Annotated in this window: 14 protein-coding genes; all 14 read right to left on the reverse strand. The window is 69.0% G+C overall.

Annotated features, from left to right (window positions below; translation table 11 throughout):
• Positions 1–439 (reverse strand): type VI secretion lipoprotein TssJ (locus D7V93_RS20140; RefSeq protein WP_147451249.1); only part of this gene is annotated, 439 nt, incomplete at its 3' end.
• Entirely contained in the window at positions 436–4,257 is a 3,822-nt protein-coding gene (locus D7V93_RS20145) for a type VI secretion IcmF C-terminal domain-containing protein (RefSeq protein ID WP_120644970.1), read from the reverse strand. The genes D7V93_RS20140 and D7V93_RS20145, both read right to left, overlap by 4 nt.
• A gap of 2 nt (positions 4,258–4,259) precedes the next feature.
• Positions 4,260–4,598 carry a hypothetical protein gene (locus D7V93_RS20150; RefSeq protein WP_244237397.1) on the reverse strand — a complete coding sequence of 113 codons (339 nt, stop codon included), beginning with the start codon at positions 4,596–4,598 and terminating at the stop codon, positions 4,260–4,262.
• The gene (locus D7V93_RS20155) at positions 4,595–5,236 is read right to left on the reverse strand and encodes a DotU family type IV/VI secretion system protein (protein WP_120644971.1); all 642 of its coding nucleotides are present in this window, start codon (positions 5,234–5,236) and stop codon (positions 4,595–4,597) included. Before D7V93_RS20155 ends, D7V93_RS20150 begins: the two co-directional genes overlap by 4 nt.
• Before the next feature lie 11 nt (positions 5,237–5,247).
• Positions 5,248–6,894: a type VI secretion system baseplate subunit TssF gene (locus D7V93_RS20160; protein WP_120644972.1), complete on the reverse strand. Its 1,647-nt coding sequence runs from the start codon at positions 6,892–6,894 to the stop codon at positions 5,248–5,250.
• A gap of 49 nt (positions 6,895–6,943) precedes the next feature.
• A complete protein-coding gene (locus D7V93_RS20165) occupies positions 6,944–7,546 on the reverse strand; it encodes a hypothetical protein (protein ID WP_120644973.1) in 603 nt (200 codons plus the stop codon).
• A 25-nt stretch (positions 7,547–7,571) separates the two neighbouring features.
• Complete coding sequence (locus D7V93_RS20170) at positions 7,572–9,236, reverse strand: hypothetical protein (protein ID WP_120644974.1); 1,665 nt, start codon at positions 9,234–9,236, stop codon at positions 7,572–7,574.
• Entirely contained in the window at positions 9,236–9,625 is a 390-nt protein-coding gene (locus D7V93_RS20175; RefSeq protein WP_120644975.1) for a GPW/gp25 family protein, read from the reverse strand. Before D7V93_RS20175 ends, D7V93_RS20170 begins: the two co-directional genes overlap by 1 nt.
• Before the next feature lie 4 nt (positions 9,626–9,629).
• Positions 9,630–10,883 carry a type VI secretion system baseplate subunit TssK gene (gene tssK, locus D7V93_RS20180; RefSeq protein ID WP_120644976.1) on the reverse strand — a complete coding sequence of 418 codons (1,254 nt, stop codon included), beginning with the start codon at positions 10,881–10,883 and terminating at the stop codon, positions 9,630–9,632.
• Between the two features lie 84 nt (positions 10,884–10,967).
• Complete coding sequence (locus D7V93_RS20185) at positions 10,968–11,549, reverse strand: hypothetical protein (protein ID WP_120644977.1); 582 nt, start codon at positions 11,547–11,549, stop codon at positions 10,968–10,970.
• A 52-nt stretch (positions 11,550–11,601) separates the two neighbouring features.
• Positions 11,602–13,089 (reverse strand): type VI secretion system contractile sheath large subunit, encoded by a 1,488-nt coding sequence (gene tssC / locus D7V93_RS20190; protein WP_120612141.1) that lies wholly within the window; start codon positions 13,087–13,089, stop codon positions 11,602–11,604.
• 38 nt (positions 13,090–13,127) lie between these two features.
• Positions 13,128–13,772, reverse strand: coding sequence for a type VI secretion system contractile sheath small subunit (tssB, locus tag D7V93_RS20195; protein ID WP_120644978.1), 645 nt, complete (start codon positions 13,770–13,772; stop codon positions 13,128–13,130).
• A 135-nt stretch (positions 13,773–13,907) separates the two neighbouring features.
• Positions 13,908–14,804 (reverse strand): hypothetical protein, encoded by an 897-nt coding sequence (locus tag D7V93_RS20200; RefSeq protein ID WP_120644979.1) that lies wholly within the window; start codon positions 14,802–14,804, stop codon positions 13,908–13,910.
• Positions 14,805–14,818: 14 nt separating this feature from the next.
• Positions 14,819–15,309, reverse strand: a 491-nt coding sequence (locus D7V93_RS45015) for a type VI secretion system protein IglI family protein (protein ID WP_279636931.1), incomplete at its 5' end; no start/stop codon positions are given.

Genomic DNA, 15,309 nt, shown 5'->3' on the forward strand with positions numbered 1-15,309 from the left:
GCGTGGGGGCGGACTCCTGGGTGGACAGCTGCTTGGGCAGGTCCGTGCGGATGCGGCTCTCCTGCAGCTCGATGTCCACCGTCTTCGGCACCGGAACGTCCAGCAGGGCCTGCCACGCGCCGTTCGGCGTGGTGAACAGGAAGCTCACCGCCACGGCCTGCTCCGGCGGCAGGGGGATCTTCACCTGCTTCGTGCGGCTGGGGTAGATGACCACCGTCTGCAACACGGACTCGTCCGGGCTGATGACCTTGGCCGCGACGTCCGCGTAGCCCTCCGTCATCGTCGTCTTCGACACCGTGCGGATGAGCATGTACAGCGGCCGGCCCTGGTTGGTGCCCGCCGGGGCCTTGATGTTCACCGTCAGGCTGGGCGCCGCGCAGCTTCCGCCCACCACCGCCGCGACGAGTCCCGCCGCCAACCGCACCGTCCTGCCCTTCATGGCACCACCCCACGGAATGGCGCCCACGGCTCACCACGCAGCCCGAAGCTGATCTCCAGCACCTTCTCGTTCGCCGCCAGCCCCCGCCCCGGGAGCACCCACACCACGTTCTGCTGATCCGTCAGCGTGGCGGACTCCAGCAGGCGGAAGCAGTTCCACGACGACTCGGACATCTCCATGGAGCGGTAGCGCTTGCCCTCGCGCGTCGGCGAGCGCAGCTCCACGCCAATGGACGACGGCTGCGGGCTCCACCAGCTCAGCGGGAAGTCCCCCCACGCCGGCCGCTGGTTGAACCCGAACGACGCCGCCCCGCCGCACTTCAGGTACGACAGCGTCACGAAGCTGTCCGGCGTCGGCGCCGTGGGCAGGGGCAGCGGCCGCACCTGCATGGTGATGGGCCGGGGCTTGCCCTCGTCATCCCACAAGAGCCGCGACAGGCGGCCCAGCTGACCCAGCACCGTCAGCATGCGCGGCGGCAGGAGCAGGCGCGACTTCAGCGGCCAGCGCAGGGACCAGTCCGTCCCGCGCTCCTCCACCACTGGCGACAGCACCTGGGTGACGAACTGCCAGAAGGCCCCGTCCTTGCGGCGCAGCACCTCCAGCTCCACCGGGTCCACTTCCTGCGACGCGCTGGGGTTGAAGGGGTAGCGCTTGACGAGCGGCTCCAGCGTGCGCCGGGACTGGTAGGCCCACTGCTCCGCGATGACGCGCTCCAGCTCCGCGCGGCCCCGGTTGCGCACCATGACGAAGGGCTGGCGGAACGGCAGCCGGAACTCGCCCACGAGCCCGTGCGCATCCAGCCACGCATCCACCCGGCGCAGGTACGAGTCCTCCTCGTCCAGCAACATGCTCAGCGCCACGCGCCCCACCGGCGACAGCATCTCCGCCAGCTGCGAGCCCCCCGCGGACGTCGTCGCGCCAGGGGCCGCGGGCGCCGCCGGATCCTTGGGCGCGGCGGGCTTCGCCGACGCGGGCTTCACGCCTGACAGCTCCTGCTGGAGCTGCGACACCAGCGTGGTGTAGGCCGCCAGCTCCGCGAGGCTGCCGCTCTTGTCCGGCGTCATCAGCGCCACCACCGGCTTGAACGGCGCCACCGCGTCGCGCATCGGGGCGTAGTACTCGCTCTCCAGGGGGCCCACGCTGGCGCGGCCCGCCACGTCGCGCAGCATCGCCTCCAGCGCGGACGACGGCTGGAGCAGCGCCGCCAGGTCGCTCGTCAGCGCGCCCCGCGTGGTGCGGAAGCGGTAGCCCCGGTAGCTGGCGTAGAGGTCCTGGCCGTAGCGCTTGGCGAACGTCTGGACCTTGTTCTGCACGAAGCTGGCGCGCTCCACGGCCTCCTCGCGCGACAGCCGCGACTTGGCGAGCCGCTCCGTGAACTCGTCCACCAGGGGGCTCAGCTGCGCGTCGAACGCGGCCTTCCCGAGGACGCGGCCCACCACCGGGGCCTGCCCGCTGGCGAACTCCGTGTCGTCGTCCCCTGCCCCCTCGCTGGCGACCTCCGACGTCGTCTCCCCGGTGCGCGGGTTGAGCGAGTTGCCGTCGAACGGCGAGCGGCCCGTCTCCTTCAGGTAGCGGAGGATCTTCTCCAGGAGCTGCCGCGACACGTCCACCGGACGGAACTCATAATCGCGCTTGAGCACCTCCACGGAGTAGCGAGCGTCGCCGTCACTGGGGGCGAAGAGGCCGTCCGCGCGGGTGAGCAGCTCCGCGGCGGTCATCTGCTCGGCGGCGCGCAGCGCGGTGTCCGCCTCGTCCTCCATGCGCAGGATGGCCTCCAGCGTCGGGCGGTTCATCCGCAGCCAGTCCAGCTCGTCCAGCAGGCTGCCCACGCCCTTGAGCTGGCTTGCGTCCGGCTCCGCGTCGGACGCGTTGATGAGGTCCATCACCTGCCGCGCGGAGCTGAAGGGCGCGGCCTGCTCCAGCGTGGCCCGCAGCTGCTCGCGCTCGTCGCGCAGCAGCCGCCAGCGGGGCAGGTCCAGCTCCTTCGCGTCCAGCACGGCCTGCAGCTGCACGAAGTGCTCGCGCCACGGCCCCAGCAGGCCCTCCATCGACAGCCACACGAAGGGCCAGCGCGTCCACGCCACGTTCTCGTCGAAGGGCTTGTCGCTGGCGATGACGTAGTTGGCGACCATCGGCTCCGCCAGCCCCATGGCGTCCAGCCAGTTGTCCTCCTTGCCCTCGCCGGCCAGGCTCAACCCGAAGGCCTCCGCCGTCCAGCCCAGCTCCTTCTTGCTCTCCCCGTGCACGCTCTGCAGCACGAAGCGGCCCAGGTCCTCGTTGCGGGAGGCGTAGAGGATGCCGAGCGTGTACAGCGCCTGCTCGGGACGGCACAGCGTCTCCTGGTGGCAGGTCTCGTGCTCCGGCGTGACCTGCAGGGGCACGGCGCGCGTGGCGCGGGCATTGAACACCGGCGCTGGCTGGCAGCCGGGGATCCGTCCGGGGCAGCGCCGGCACTGGTCCTGGCACTTCTCCAGCAGCGGCTTGAAGTAGGACATCCGGATGCTGCGCGCGAGCCGGGCCCGCAGCTCCTCCCACTCGTCGGTGAAGCTGTGGGCCAGGGGCGGCCAGTAGCGCGTGGCGCCCCACAGGTCCTCCATCGCCTTCACCGCTTCGGTCGTCTGCCCCTGCACCACGGAGCCGGAGACGTTCTGGTGGCGCTCCTCCAGCCGCATCACCGTGACCTGGAACGCGTCCAGCTTCTCCTGCGCGCGCAAGAGCAGCCGGTAGAAGTGCGCGTACGCCAGCAGCACCGGCAGACACCCCACCGCGACGATGACCGCGCACCGGCGCAGGTGCGTCCACCGGTAGCGCGCGATGAGCTGATCCGGCGGCTGCTCGGAGTGCACCGCGAGCGCGCCCGCCGCCCGCTGGCCCGGCACGTTCGACGACAGGTACACGCGCTCCAGCTTCAGGGGGAACGCCAGCGACCCGCTCTCCACCAGCGTGGACACGAAGCGCCCGAGCACCGCGAAGGCGTCGCCGCCGCGCGAGTAGAACGACGCCAGCCGCTCGAAGGCGTCCGGCGACAGCGAGGTGAGCCCCAGCGCCAGGTACTTCTCCAGCGCCTGGAGCGCGTGCGCCAGCTCCCCTTCCCTGCCCGGCGGCGGCACCGGCAGCTCCAGCGGCACGCCGTGCTTCTGCATGAGCTGCGCGAAGTCCGCGAAGCCCTCCAGCGCGTCCATGTGCGTCAGCGACAGCCGCGTCTCCACGGACGCCTGACACACCTCCGCGAGCAGGTTCACCTTGCCGCGCAGAAGCTGGGTGACGCGCTTCACCTCGTCCGGGGACGTGTCCAGGAGCCACCGCACGTCCAGCACGATGACGGCCCGACCCACGTGGCGCCGGCCGAAGCTGGCCTTCCACAGCTTGCGGAGCGCGGCGCGGGCGTAGCGGGAGCCATCCTCCAGCACCGGCGCGGACACCTCCTGCACCACGACCTCCGGCCCCAGGTACATCTGGAGCAACGGATCATCCGTGTAGCTGGGCATGAACTGGCGCGCCTGCCGCCGCCAGTCCACCTCCACGTCGATGAGCGTCGTCTTGCCGCTGCCCGCGGGCCCCAGCACCACCAGCGTGGGGAAGTCCCGCACGGACGCGCGGTAGCGCCACGGCAGCGCGCGCAGGAACCGCTTGCGGATGGCCAGCAACTGCCCCGACGCCAGCGGCCGCTGCCCGCCCGTGAGCGCCGCCGGCTGCCGCTGCCGCTTGCGCCACCACAGCGCCACGCCCACGCCGATGGCGCCCAGCACCAGCAGGATGCTCAACACGAGCACCCAGTGCGCCTTCAACGCCATGCCGATGGACTGGAGCGCGCCCACTGTCAGCCGCTTCCCTGTCCGCTGGTGCGCGCGGCCAGCTGGAGCGCCTCCAGCACGTCCTCCGCCTCTTCCAGCGTGGCGCTCAGCTTCGCGCGCAGCTTCTCCTGCTCCTGGGGCGACGGCAGCATCCCGTCCCCGGGCGGATCCAGCGCGACGAGCCCCTGGCGCACCTCATCCAGCAGCGGCTGCACGCCCTCGCGCAGCGCCCCCAGCTCCGTGCCCACCTGCCGCTCCAGCACGTCCAGGAGCGCCAGCGCTTTCGGAGTGGGCGGCGCGGGCGGCTGCGTCGGAGCCTGGGTCGCGGACGGCGCGCGGCCGTCCCGTGTGGGAAAGGGCCTCAATTGGAGGCCCACCACAGGAAGACCGGCAGCCCCAGCACGATGGCGGCCGTCACGGCGTAGTAGTGCATCGGGAAGTCGTAGACGGTGGGCGGCCCCGTCTGCACCGCAGGCATCGCCTGCGGCAGGGACGCGGGCTGCGGGATGCGCTCGGAGATGCGATCCTTGAATTCGCGGATGCGCTCAGGTTGCCCGACGAGGCGGCCGGTGAAGCCCGCGGCGAGGCAGAAGCGGATCATTTCGAAGACGATGGGCGGCGTGTCGTTGCGACGCAACTTCTCTTCCACGAAGTCGTAGAAGAGGTCTCCGCCCGAGTCGACCTGGAACTGGTTCTGCTGCAGGAGCGGCCAGAGATGTTGCTCCGCGTCCGACAGCCGGCGCAGCACCCACTCATCCAGGAAGTAGACGAACGGGCGGATCAGATCCTCGACCTCGTCCGGCCGCAGATCCGCGCCGAAGGCCGCGCGCAAGAGCTCCAGCTCCACGAGCAGCGCCTGCGCCAGGTGATCCAACGCGTCCTGCCCCACCCTGCCCTGGGGACGGCGCGCACCGGGGGCCGGCTCGGCGGGCAGGGCCCGGTCGAGGAGCTGGCGCACGCGTCGCTGCGCGGCCAGAAGAGAATTCCAATGCTCCAGTTTCATGATGGTGAGCGCTACGTCGGCAGCTGCAGCGGCCCCAATCCCGCCACCGAGGCTCGCAACTCCACCGAGGCCTCGTTGTTCCAAGCATCGAGCAGGTCTCGCAGCTGCTCAAGAAAGCAGATGACGACAGGCTCGAAGCTCAAGTCGAACGGCTCCATGACGGCCTCGTAGGCGTGGCGGATCCCGGAGCCCTTCATGGCGCTGTCGGGCACGACACTGAACTTCAGCTCCTTGAGCCAGGGAAGGACGCGGCGGAACGGGCTCTCCGCGGGGGTCCCCAGGTGACCCAGCAGGGCGACCACCTCGTCCCTGCCCAGCGTGGCCTTCGCCTTCCAGGCGAGAAACTGCGTCAGGGCCTCCACGTCATCCCGTAGCACGCTGTCGCGGTGGGGCTGGAGGCTGCCCACCGTCTGCCACCTCAGGCCTTCGATGTGCCTGCCCGGCACCGACACCTCCACCCTGCCCGCCGCCTGTGAGGAGAACTGCGGCTGGTGCCACAGCGCCTCCAGGACGATCTTGCGCGGCGCGGTGAAAGCCTCCGGCATGCGCACGATGAGGCTCTGCCGGGACGTGAGCTTCTCGTCGAAGGTCTCGTCCACCTCGTAGCTGGGCCCCTTGCCGGGCAGGAAGGCCGGGCGCAGCGGGGACAGGCCGGCCTTGGTCATCTCGAAGACGCCCGTCACGGAATGCAGGCTGAACTCGCGCCCCGCGCTCATGCTGAGGATGGGGTGCTCCGCGCGCGTGCCGTCCGCGACGATGACCTGCGCGGGCTCCGCCTTGAGGTTGAGCACCGGCACGGTGAAGAGCTGGAAGAAGTCCGGGTGCAGCGACTTGCCCACCGTCCAGTCCTTGTCCAGGTCCAGGCAGAGGCAGAACTTCATCCACGAGCTGCCGCGCGGCGGCGGCACCTTCACGTGCACGAAGAGCTGCTGCTCCGGGAACTGGAAGAAGGCGCGCAGGCGCTGGAACGGGTGCGCGTACACGGACGCGTCGTCCGGCGCCGGCGGGTCGCGGTTGAAGGACACCTCGCAGGGGCTGCCCACGGAGTGCTCGTCCGCGGACTCGTCGTACACCACGCTCACCTGCTGGATGTGCTTGCGCAGCGCGTGGAAGACCGCCAGCGACGAGCGGTAGTCGTCCAGGTGCCGCACGTGCAGGCTGAGCAGGTCGATGGGGTCCTTGCGCGCGAAGCGGGACTCGAAGCGGAGGATCAGCCGGTGGCCGCTCCTCACCTGCGGCACCACGTCCGTGCCCTTGAGGAAGATGGGCAGCACGCGCAGGTCTCGCTGGAGGCGGAAGGAGCCGGCCACCCCTTCCGCGGGCGTCAGGCGCAGCTCCGTGCCCCGCGTGAGGAGCACCGGCTCCACCATCTTCTCCGTGGGGACCGCCTGCGCCATGGCGGCGGCGGGCACGGGCTCCAGCAGGAAGTCGAAGAAGCCCGCGAAGAGCCGGCGCCAGGTGGAGCGCAGGTTGTGCAGCGTCGCGTGCCGCGTCTGCACGGAGAAGAACGCCATCGCCTCGATGAGGCGGCGCACGTCCGGGTCCTCGCGGTCCAGGGGGGCGGCGGGATGTCGCTCCTGGAAGCGCTGCCGGAAGCGCTCCAGCCCGTCCAGCTCCGACAGGAAGTCGAGGTAGATCTTCTCCGAAAAGTCCTTCACCGCCCGCGCTCCCGCCGTACGTCCGTAAGAAGTGGTTCCATCAGGTGCTTCAGCCCAGCTTCACCAGCGAGCCGCCCACGCTGGTGATGGAGCCCTTGAGGTTGGCCATGCCGCTGGCCTCCAGGTCGAGCTTGCCGGTGGCGGACACCTTGGTCATCGCCCCGGACATCTCCGCCTGCGTCTTGCCGGCCAGCTTCAGCGTCACGCCGTCCACCTTGGCCTCGCCGCCGGACGTCGACATCTCCGCGCCCATGTTGCCCTTCATGGCCAGCTTGGACGTCGCCTCGATGTTCACGTTGGCGCTGGAGGAGAGCTTCGCGTCGCTCGTCGCCGTCTGGGTGAGCTTCGCGCTGCTCGTGAACGTCATGTCCTTCGTGCTCTTCACCGTGAGGGTGTCCTGGCTGGTCCACTGCGACACGCCCTTGGACTTCATGGTGATGGTGTCGGTGTCGAAGGTGAGGTCCTTGACGGTGACGACGATGCTGTCCTGCTTCTGCACGAAGGTGCTCGTCTCCTGGGGGCCCTTCACCGTGATGGTGATGCTGGTGCCGTCCATCACCACGGTCTGGGTGATTTGATCGTCCGCGTTGTCGACCTGGACGGTGATGCCCTTCACCTTGTCCAGCTCAATCTTGCAAACCAGCGTCCCCATCAGTCCTCCCCGTCCGCGGTGGTGCTCACGTGGTCTCTTCCTTCACCAGGATGAGCAGCGTGCCTTCCTTCAGTTCGATCTTCTCCGTGTCGGACGCGTTCGTGCGCTGGAGCCGGAGCACCGGCTTGTTGTCGTCGTAGAAGTGGCGCATGGACGTGCCGTTCTCCGTCGTCTTGCCCACGAGCAGGTGCACGCCCTGCCCGTCCGAGGGCAGCCGCGCCCCCGCGCGCCAGTCCAGGTGCCGCTTGAGCCACGCCCGCTGGAAGTCCAGCGCCACCAGCACGCGAGCGCCCTTGTAGGCCGGGAAGTAGAAGTGCCCGGGCAGCAGGTTCGCGTTGAAGGGCACCTGGATGATCTGGTTGGCGAAGAGGGGCATCTTCACCTTGTAGCTGTCCAGCGACGTGGCGGTGTCGGTGTACGCCTGCCACGTCTCGTGCGTCGTCTCGCCCACCTCGCTGACGATGAGCCCTTCGACGAAGCGCGGGTACACCGGCGTCACGAACGGAGGCAGGTCCACGTGCAGCTCGTCCTTGCGCTCCAGGCGCGTGGTGAGCGTGAGCAGGTAGCGGCTCTCCGGCGAGGGGCGCCGTGCGTCCTCGTCGCCCTCCCCTTCCCCCACCTCCTCCGGAGGCAGGGGCTCCGCGCGCAGCGTCATCCGGCGCACGCGGAAGGTCTCCGTGGCGGGCACGCCGGACGCCACCCACCCGGCCGTCTGGGGCAGCTTCACCAGCGCGCCGGGAGCGAAGGCCACCGTGGGGAAGCGGTTCCACTCCAGCTCCACCTCCAGCCCGCGCACCTTGAGGCGCGCCGTCTCCAGCGTCACCCGCTTCTGCACGTCGTCCGCGATGTCCGTGCGCAGGAGCACGTCCTGGCGGATGCCGGTGACGGCCTTGGCGTTGGTGATGGCCTGGTTCTTGGGGCTCTCCGCGGCGGCGTTGAGGATGGCCACGTCGTGGCGCGCCACCTCCGGGAACACCACCGTCACCGCGTCCACGTCCTCCGAGCGCAGCGTGAGCGGCGTGCCGGTGGCGGCCTTCGCCGCCCGGAGCTGGTAGCCCTGCGCGGTGTAGTCGTACGCCAGCACCCCGTTGCGCGCGTGCACGAACCAGACGACGAAGTCGTAGAAGCTGGCGCCGGACTCCGGGGACAATCCCAAGAAGAGCAGCGGACAGGTGGCCGCGAGCGCCGCATCCCAGTCGTTGGCGAGGGCGATCTTGTCGCCCTTGTGCGCGTCCAGCACGTCCTGCACGGTCTTCTGCGTGTAGAGCGCGCACGGGAAGTGCTGCGTCCACAAAAGCCGCGCCGCGTCCACGAAGCGCACGGTGTAGTGGCGGTAGGTGATGGCCGCGCCCTTCGCCTGCGCGACGGTCTCCTCCGACAGGGCCTTGTCCAGCCCCAGCCCCTTCACCTTCAGCGACGTGTACGTGGGCTTCGTCGCCGTGTCGGAGTGCACGGCCTTGAGCTCCAGCGCCACCTCCACCAGGTCCGGCTTGAGGAAGTCCGCGAGCAGCTTGTCCTTCTTCTGCCCGCCGTGCGCCGTCTCGTCGAGGACGCGGAACTCCACCCTGCCCTCGTGCCCCCACCCGTGCAGGTCCAGCTCGAACGCGAGGATGTCCGCCGGGGCGATGGCGTGCGCCGTGCCGCCGATGGTGAGCGTGAGGCCCAGGTCCAGGCGTTCGGCGTGAGGCATCAGGTGTCCTCCACGTGCACGCGCACCTGGCCGGTGACGGTGTGGAAGACGATGCGCAGGTGGCACGGCAGATCGTCGAAGGTGCCCTTGCAGTCGAAGTGCAGCCACAGCTGGCTGTCACGGCCGCGCAGCTTCACGTCCGGGCCCACGAGCCGGGGCTCGTGCTGGGCGATCTCCTGCTGGATTTCGGCGGTGAGCGCCTCCACCAGCTCGCGCGTGCCCAGCTTCTCCGTGTACCCGCCCAGGCCGAAGTCGCGCATGAAGAAGCCGTAGCCGTTCTTCGTGTTCAGCACGGCCTCGATGTTGCGCATCACGTGCGCCAGGCTGTCGCGCACGTTGGGCCGCTGGGAGCGGGCCGCGAACTTGTCCAGGAAGGGGGCGCGGGCCATGGCGTCAGGTCCTCCGCCAGAACAGCGACGTCTGGCCGCCCTTGAGCGCGGGGGGCACGTAGAAGGCCACGCCGTCCTCGCGCAGCGCGTGCTGCCACTCCTCGCCCTTGGTGTCCAGGAGGTGCCAGTCGATCTCCGACCCCAGCGCGTTCGGGACCCCCGAGTGCTCCTTGTAGTCGTGCGACACGCCCTTCAGGGCCTGCCGGCGCACCAGCGGCAGCCGCGAGGGGCTGGCCAGCTTCACGCCGCCCAGCGGGATGGGCTCGCCGGGCTGGAGGCGCTTGACGAGCAGGTACACCTCGCTGGCGGAGCGGACCTCCGGGGGCAGCGGTGAACAGACGAACTGCCCGTCCTTCACCACGAAGGCCTTGTGCGTGGAGCGCGTGGCCTCCGGCTGGAAGCTGCGCTTGAGCAGGCGGATCCACCCGTCCAGGCCCTGGGCCAGGTCCTCGTGCTGGTACACCGGCATCTGCTCGTCCGGGAGCATCTCCAGGTAGCAGCACGCCTCGAAGTACAGCCGGCGCAGCCCGTCGAACAGGTGGTACGGGTGCACGTACACCTGCCGGAACATGTCCTTGCGCAGCGCGAGCAGGTGCTGGACTTCAAAGAGCGCGCGGCGCGCGTCGGTGACGCGGTCCGGGCGCAGGTACGTGTCCGAGATCTGCGTGAGCAGCTGCTGGCGCACCTGATCCAACAGGTCGTCCAGGGTGTTGAGCAGCTTCTCCAGGAAGGGGTTGGGCCCCACGAGCAGCAGCGCGGGCACCCAGTCCGGTGACGTGCGCCACGCGCCGTCCTCGTCCTGCGACACCGCGACCAGCCCCAGGGACGCCACTGCCCCGTCCAGCACCGGCTCCGACGACAGCTGCAGCTTGTGGAGCACGCGCTGGAGCACCGGCGGATCATCCGCGTACAGGCGGATGCCCTCCGCGCTGACCGTCTCCTTCAGCACGTGCAGGTAGACGATGAACTCCGTCTTCCCGATGGCGTCCAGCGACAGGGGCCCGATGACGGCGTTGCCCGGCACGTCCAGCAGGTCGCCCGTCTTGGTGACGACGGTGAGCGCGGAGATGGACAGGCTGCCGCCCGCCAGCAGCGCTTCGTTCCAGGCGAGGTTCGCGACCCCATGGGCCGGCAGCCCGGACAGCGTGGCGTGGAGCCGGATCTCGGCGTCCAGCGCGTCTTCCTGCGCGATGAAGTGCTCGGGGAGGAGGGTCTGGCCAACGTGCCAGCGGACCCGTGCGAGCTTGAACCGCTGCATGCGCCTTTGTCTCTTCTTCGCGCCTGCCAGGCCGGGAGCGAGGGTGCTCCCGGCCCGGGCGCGACTTGATTCCGCTACCGGATGCTAGCTGGCCGTCTCCGTGACGCCCCACTTCTTGGCCAACTTCTTCGTCGACGACGTGGCCAGGTTCAGCGACTGCTCCAGCGCCTGCGGCTTCACGCCGATCTGGAACGTGTAGTTCTTGGGCGACTGCACCTCGCGGGACTCGTTGTCCGCGACGGACATGTTCAGCTCATCGCCGTTCTTCTCCAGCAGGCCCTTGATCTCCGCGTCGAGGAAGTTCGACTTGAAGTACTTCTTGCCGAGCGGATCGTACTCGTAGACGACGTACTTGATGACGACCTCGATGTTGCTGAACTTGCCCAGCAGCATCTCCGCCACGGCCTGCTTGTTCGCCACCGACACCTGGCCGGAGAAGTACATGGCGTCCGTCACGCCCGTATCCCAGAGGTAGTGGTTGAGCACCGCGACGACCTTGTCCGCGATGGCCGCGTCCGGGTTCTCAGGATCCTTGATGGTCTCCTGGTCCGCCTTCAGCGCCACGCCACCGATGGTGAGCGCGGTGATGTAGCCAACGGGGGTCTGCTTGTCCTTCTTGAAGTTGAAGCCCTGATACACGTCCAGGTTGCGCGAAAACTGGGGCATCTGTCACTCCAGGGTGAAGGGCAGGCTCTCACCTGCCCAATGGGGGTGCGGCTTAACCGAGCCGCGACTCGAGCATCAGCTCCACGTTGAGGCCTTCGAACTGGATGTGCGGCAACACCGCCAGCTTGCAGTCGTACCAGCCGATTTCGCCGGGGCGCGGGTACACGACGACGCTGCTCGCCTTGAAGGGGAAGCGGCGCACGGTGAGGTCGTCCGGGTTCGCCACGGTGGTGACGTAGTTGGACAGCCACGAGTCCAGCTGGCGCTGGATGTAGTCCGCGTCGGCCGTGTTGCCGATGTTGTCGCGCATGATGCACTTCACGTAGTGCGCCAGCCGCGTGATGGAGAACGTGTAGGCCAGGTTCGTGACGAGCTGCGAGTTCTCCGAGTCCTTGGGGTCCTTGAACGTCTTGGCGACCTTGGCGGACTGGGTGCTGAAGAACGTCGCGTCGCTGGAACCCTTGCGGTACACGAGCGGGATGAAGCCGGAGCGCGCGAACTCGTACTCGCGGTAGTCCGGGATGGCGATCTCCACCGGGGCCTTGATCTCGTCCTGGCCGCGCAGGGAGAAGGTGTCCACCGGGAGGCCGGTGATGAGGCCGCCGCCCTTGGGTCCGCGGATGGACTGGCACCAGCCGGAGATCTCGAACGCCTTCACCATGTTGCGCGCGAGCAGGATGGCGGAGTTGCCCCAGAGGTACTTGTCGGAGTCGCCGCGGGCCTGCTCGGTGAAGTTGAGCACGTCGCACGGGTTCTTGTCCGGGTGCCAGGGCAGGCGCAGCACGTAGCGCGGGAACGTGAGGCCCACGTACGCGGCCTCCTCCGTGTCACGGAACGCGTTCCAGCGGCCGAACCGGGGATGCGCGAGCACGCCCTCCAGGTTCTTGATGGCCTCCATCTCCTCGATGGTCTCGCAGCCGAAGAACTTGTGGCTGACCGCGGAGATGAACGGGGCGTGCGCCGCGTTGGACAGCTTGGCCATGCGCTGCAGCCAGGTCAGGTCCGCGGGCGTGGAGGAGAACTCGTAGAGGCCGACGATGGCGCCGAAGGGACGGCCGCCGTACTGGTCGTACTCCTGGATGTAGACCTTGTCGAAGAGCGCGCCGGCGAAGATGTTGCTCGAGTTGTTCTCGAAGTCCTCGGTCAGCTCCTCCTTCGCCACGTCCAGCACGTCGATGGCGATGTTCGCCTTGAAGTTGGTGTGGTTGACCAGGTCCTCCAGGCCGCGCCACGACGACTCCAGCTTCTGGAAGGTCTCGTTGTGGAGGATCTCGTTCATCTGCGCGTCGATCATGCGGTCGATGCGGCTGATGACGTCCAGCACCTGGCCCTTGTCGAAGCGGGCGGTGTTGTCCGGTCCTTCCACCGGCGCGACGTTCTGGAGCAGCGCGGCGACGCTGGAGAGGAAGCGGCTCTCCAGGGTGACCTGCTGCTCGTCGACGACAGCACCGAAGTTGCTGAGGATCATCGGCTCGGACGCCTGGGGCGGATCGAGCCGGACACTGGTGAAGAGGCGCTTCAGGTAGGTGGTCTCGGCCATGGCGGAGTCCTTTTAGAAGTCGAGGGCGGGAAGGAGGATCAGGACGCGGCCGGGGGCTTGGCCCCGGCGGCAACGGTGGCCGCGACAGCGGCGGTGGCGGCGGCGGCCCCGGCGGCGGGCTTGCCCGCGGCGGGCGCGGCGGCGGCGGGCGCATCCGACTTCGCGGCCACGTCACCCGAAGGCAGGCGCATGCTCTCGTAGCCCTTCAGCTCGTTGAGCAGCTCCTTGAGCGCCTCCGGCTTGGAGAACAGCTCGTAGAGCTCGCGGCGCAGGTCCTTGCGGTTGTCGATGTTCGACTGCATCTCCACCAGGAGCGTCTTGAGCAGCAGCAGCGCCTTGAGCTTCGGCACGTGCTTGACGACCTCGTCCGGGTGGAAGGACTTCATCCGGTCGATGGGGAGCGTGACGTCCAGCTCCGACTCCACGTCCGGGTTGATGCGGTTGGCGACCTGGAACCTGGCGGACATCTTCATGTCCTTCATCAGCTCGTCCAGGTTGCGGCCGTCGATGGAGCGCAGGCGGCGCGTCTCCAGGTCACTCTTGCGGTCTTCCGAGGAGCCCAGCGAGAAGTCGCCCAGCACCAGCAGACGCAACGGCAGGTTCACCGTCTCCTGCTCGCCGTTGATGGTGGTGCGGTACGTGAGGGTGATGCGGGATTTGGGAAGCTGGTCCTGAATGGCCACGGTGACTCCCTGACATTCGCAGTGCGCCTTGTTCCCCCCGTCCTACTGGAGCCGCCCCGGGAGTGCGCCCTGCGTGTGAACAATTACAGCGTAGGCGCGATCAGGAATTCCCGTCAACCAAGCAACATCGCAGGACTAACGAGGTTCCGATGATCGCAGTTGTGCGGTGTCCCCCGAGAACAGGAGGACCTCTTGCGTCTGTTCCGGACCGCCTACCAGCGGCTCGTAGCCCAGGTGGCTGCCGTCCTGGAGCCGCGCGTGGCTGGACTGATCACGCAGCGCGAGGATCACGGCGAGGGCAAGCGGCGTCTCGGCGAGGCTGGGGAAGATGCGGGTGTTGAGGCGGCGTCGGGCCTCCACGGCCCACGGGATGCCGGCGCCGGAGAAGGGCTCGTTGAGGAACAGCCGCACCTCCACGCCCCCTGTGGGAACGGTGGCGAAGCCGCCCACCGCGCTGCCATCCCCGAGCGCGGCGGCGCCCAGGCGGATGCCCTTGGATTCGATGCGCTGGCGGCGCGTCTCGCGGCGCACCACGACCTCCGCCTCGGGGAACACCTTGGCGAACAGCCAGTGCAGGCTGCTGGGGCACGCCAGGCGCAACAGGCGCAGCCGGTGGGCGGTGGAGTGCTCCCAGCCGGGCAGGAGCGACTCGTCGCGATCCGGGAACTGGCCCGCGAAGCGCGTCCGCAGCAGCAGGTGGTCAAAGTAACCCAGGAAGTCGGCCATCGCGTCGTGTTCCAGCCGGTCCATGGCCTGGAAGAGGAAGGACGGCAGCGGCGTCTGCACGCTGAGCAGGCCCAGGTTGACGGTGATGACCACGCGCTTGCGCGGCTGGCGCGTGAACTCGATGGCGTGCACCAGGTGCTGCTGGCTCAGGGTGCTGCGGTGGCTCCTGAACTCCACCTCCGCTTCGCCGTAGCCCTCCTTGGCGAGCAGATCCAGCAGGGCCGGCACGTCGAAGCTGCGGATGCGCTCGCTGATGCGCTCCTCGACGGTGAGCTTGCGGCCCGGCTGTTCACGCTCCAGTTCCATGAGAGGGATTGGGCCTATTCCTCGTACTCGGAGGAGGCGCCGCGGGGCGGGCGCTGCTGGGCGGTGAGGAACGCGTCCAGGTCCACGCGGTAGAGCTGATCCAGGGCGCGGAAGCCCAGGGACTCCGTGCCGTGCAGGAGCGGCTCGATGGCGTCCGCGTGCTGGCTCAGGCCGTTGAAGAAGCCGGAGAAGAGCATGGGCAGGTAGACGCGAGGATCGAAGCGCTCCACGGTGGCGAGCACGTCCACGGCGATGACGCTGGCCTTCACGAAGTCCTCGCGCTCCACCAGCGCCTCGAAGGCGGACAGCTTGCGCACCAGCTGCGCGAGCGCGGGCGACATCGGCACGGTCGGCCCCGCGTCCGGGGACTCGGCGCGGGCGGCCCTCCCCTTCCCCTTCTTCGGGCGGACCTCCTCCTCGTCACCGTCGTCGTCCTCGTCGTCATCCTCCTCGTCCGGAGCGGCGGCGAGCACGGGGCCTGGCTGGGGAGCGGGCTCCTCGGGGG

The organism is Corallococcus llansteffanensis (assembly GCF_003612055.1).
In the GTDB taxonomy this organism is placed as follows: domain Bacteria; phylum Myxococcota; class Myxococcia; order Myxococcales; family Myxococcaceae; genus Corallococcus; species Corallococcus llansteffanensis.

Bases quoted from the DNA above. Each gene is read 5' to 3' on its own strand.
- D7V93_RS20155 (WP_120644971.1), bottom strand. From the start codon at position 5,236: ATGAAACTGGAGCATTGGAATTCTCTTCTGGCCGCGCAGCGACGCGTG.
- D7V93_RS20165 (WP_120644973.1), bottom strand. From the start codon at position 7,546: ATGGGGACGCTGGTTTGCAAGATTGAGCTGGACAAGGTGAAGGGCATC.
- D7V93_RS20170 (WP_120644974.1), bottom strand. From the start codon at position 9,236: ATGCCTCACGCCGAACGCCTGGACCTGGGCCTCACGCTCACCATCGGC.
- D7V93_RS20175 (WP_120644975.1), bottom strand. From the start codon at position 9,625: ATGGCCCGCGCCCCCTTCCTGGACAAGTTCGCGGCCCGCTCCCAGCGG.
- tssK (WP_120644976.1), bottom strand. From the start codon at position 10,883: ATGCAGCGGTTCAAGCTCGCACGGGTCCGCTGGCACGTTGGCCAGACC.
- D7V93_RS20185 (WP_120644977.1), bottom strand. From the start codon at position 11,549: ATGCCCCAGTTTTCGCGCAACCTGGACGTGTATCAGGGCTTCAACTTC.
- tssC (WP_120612141.1), bottom strand. From the start codon at position 13,089: ATGGCCGAGACCACCTACCTGAAGCGCCTCTTCACCAGTGTCCGGCTC.
- D7V93_RS20200 (WP_120644979.1), bottom strand. From the start codon at position 14,804: ATGGAACTGGAGCGTGAACAGCCGGGCCGCAAGCTCACCGTCGAGGAG.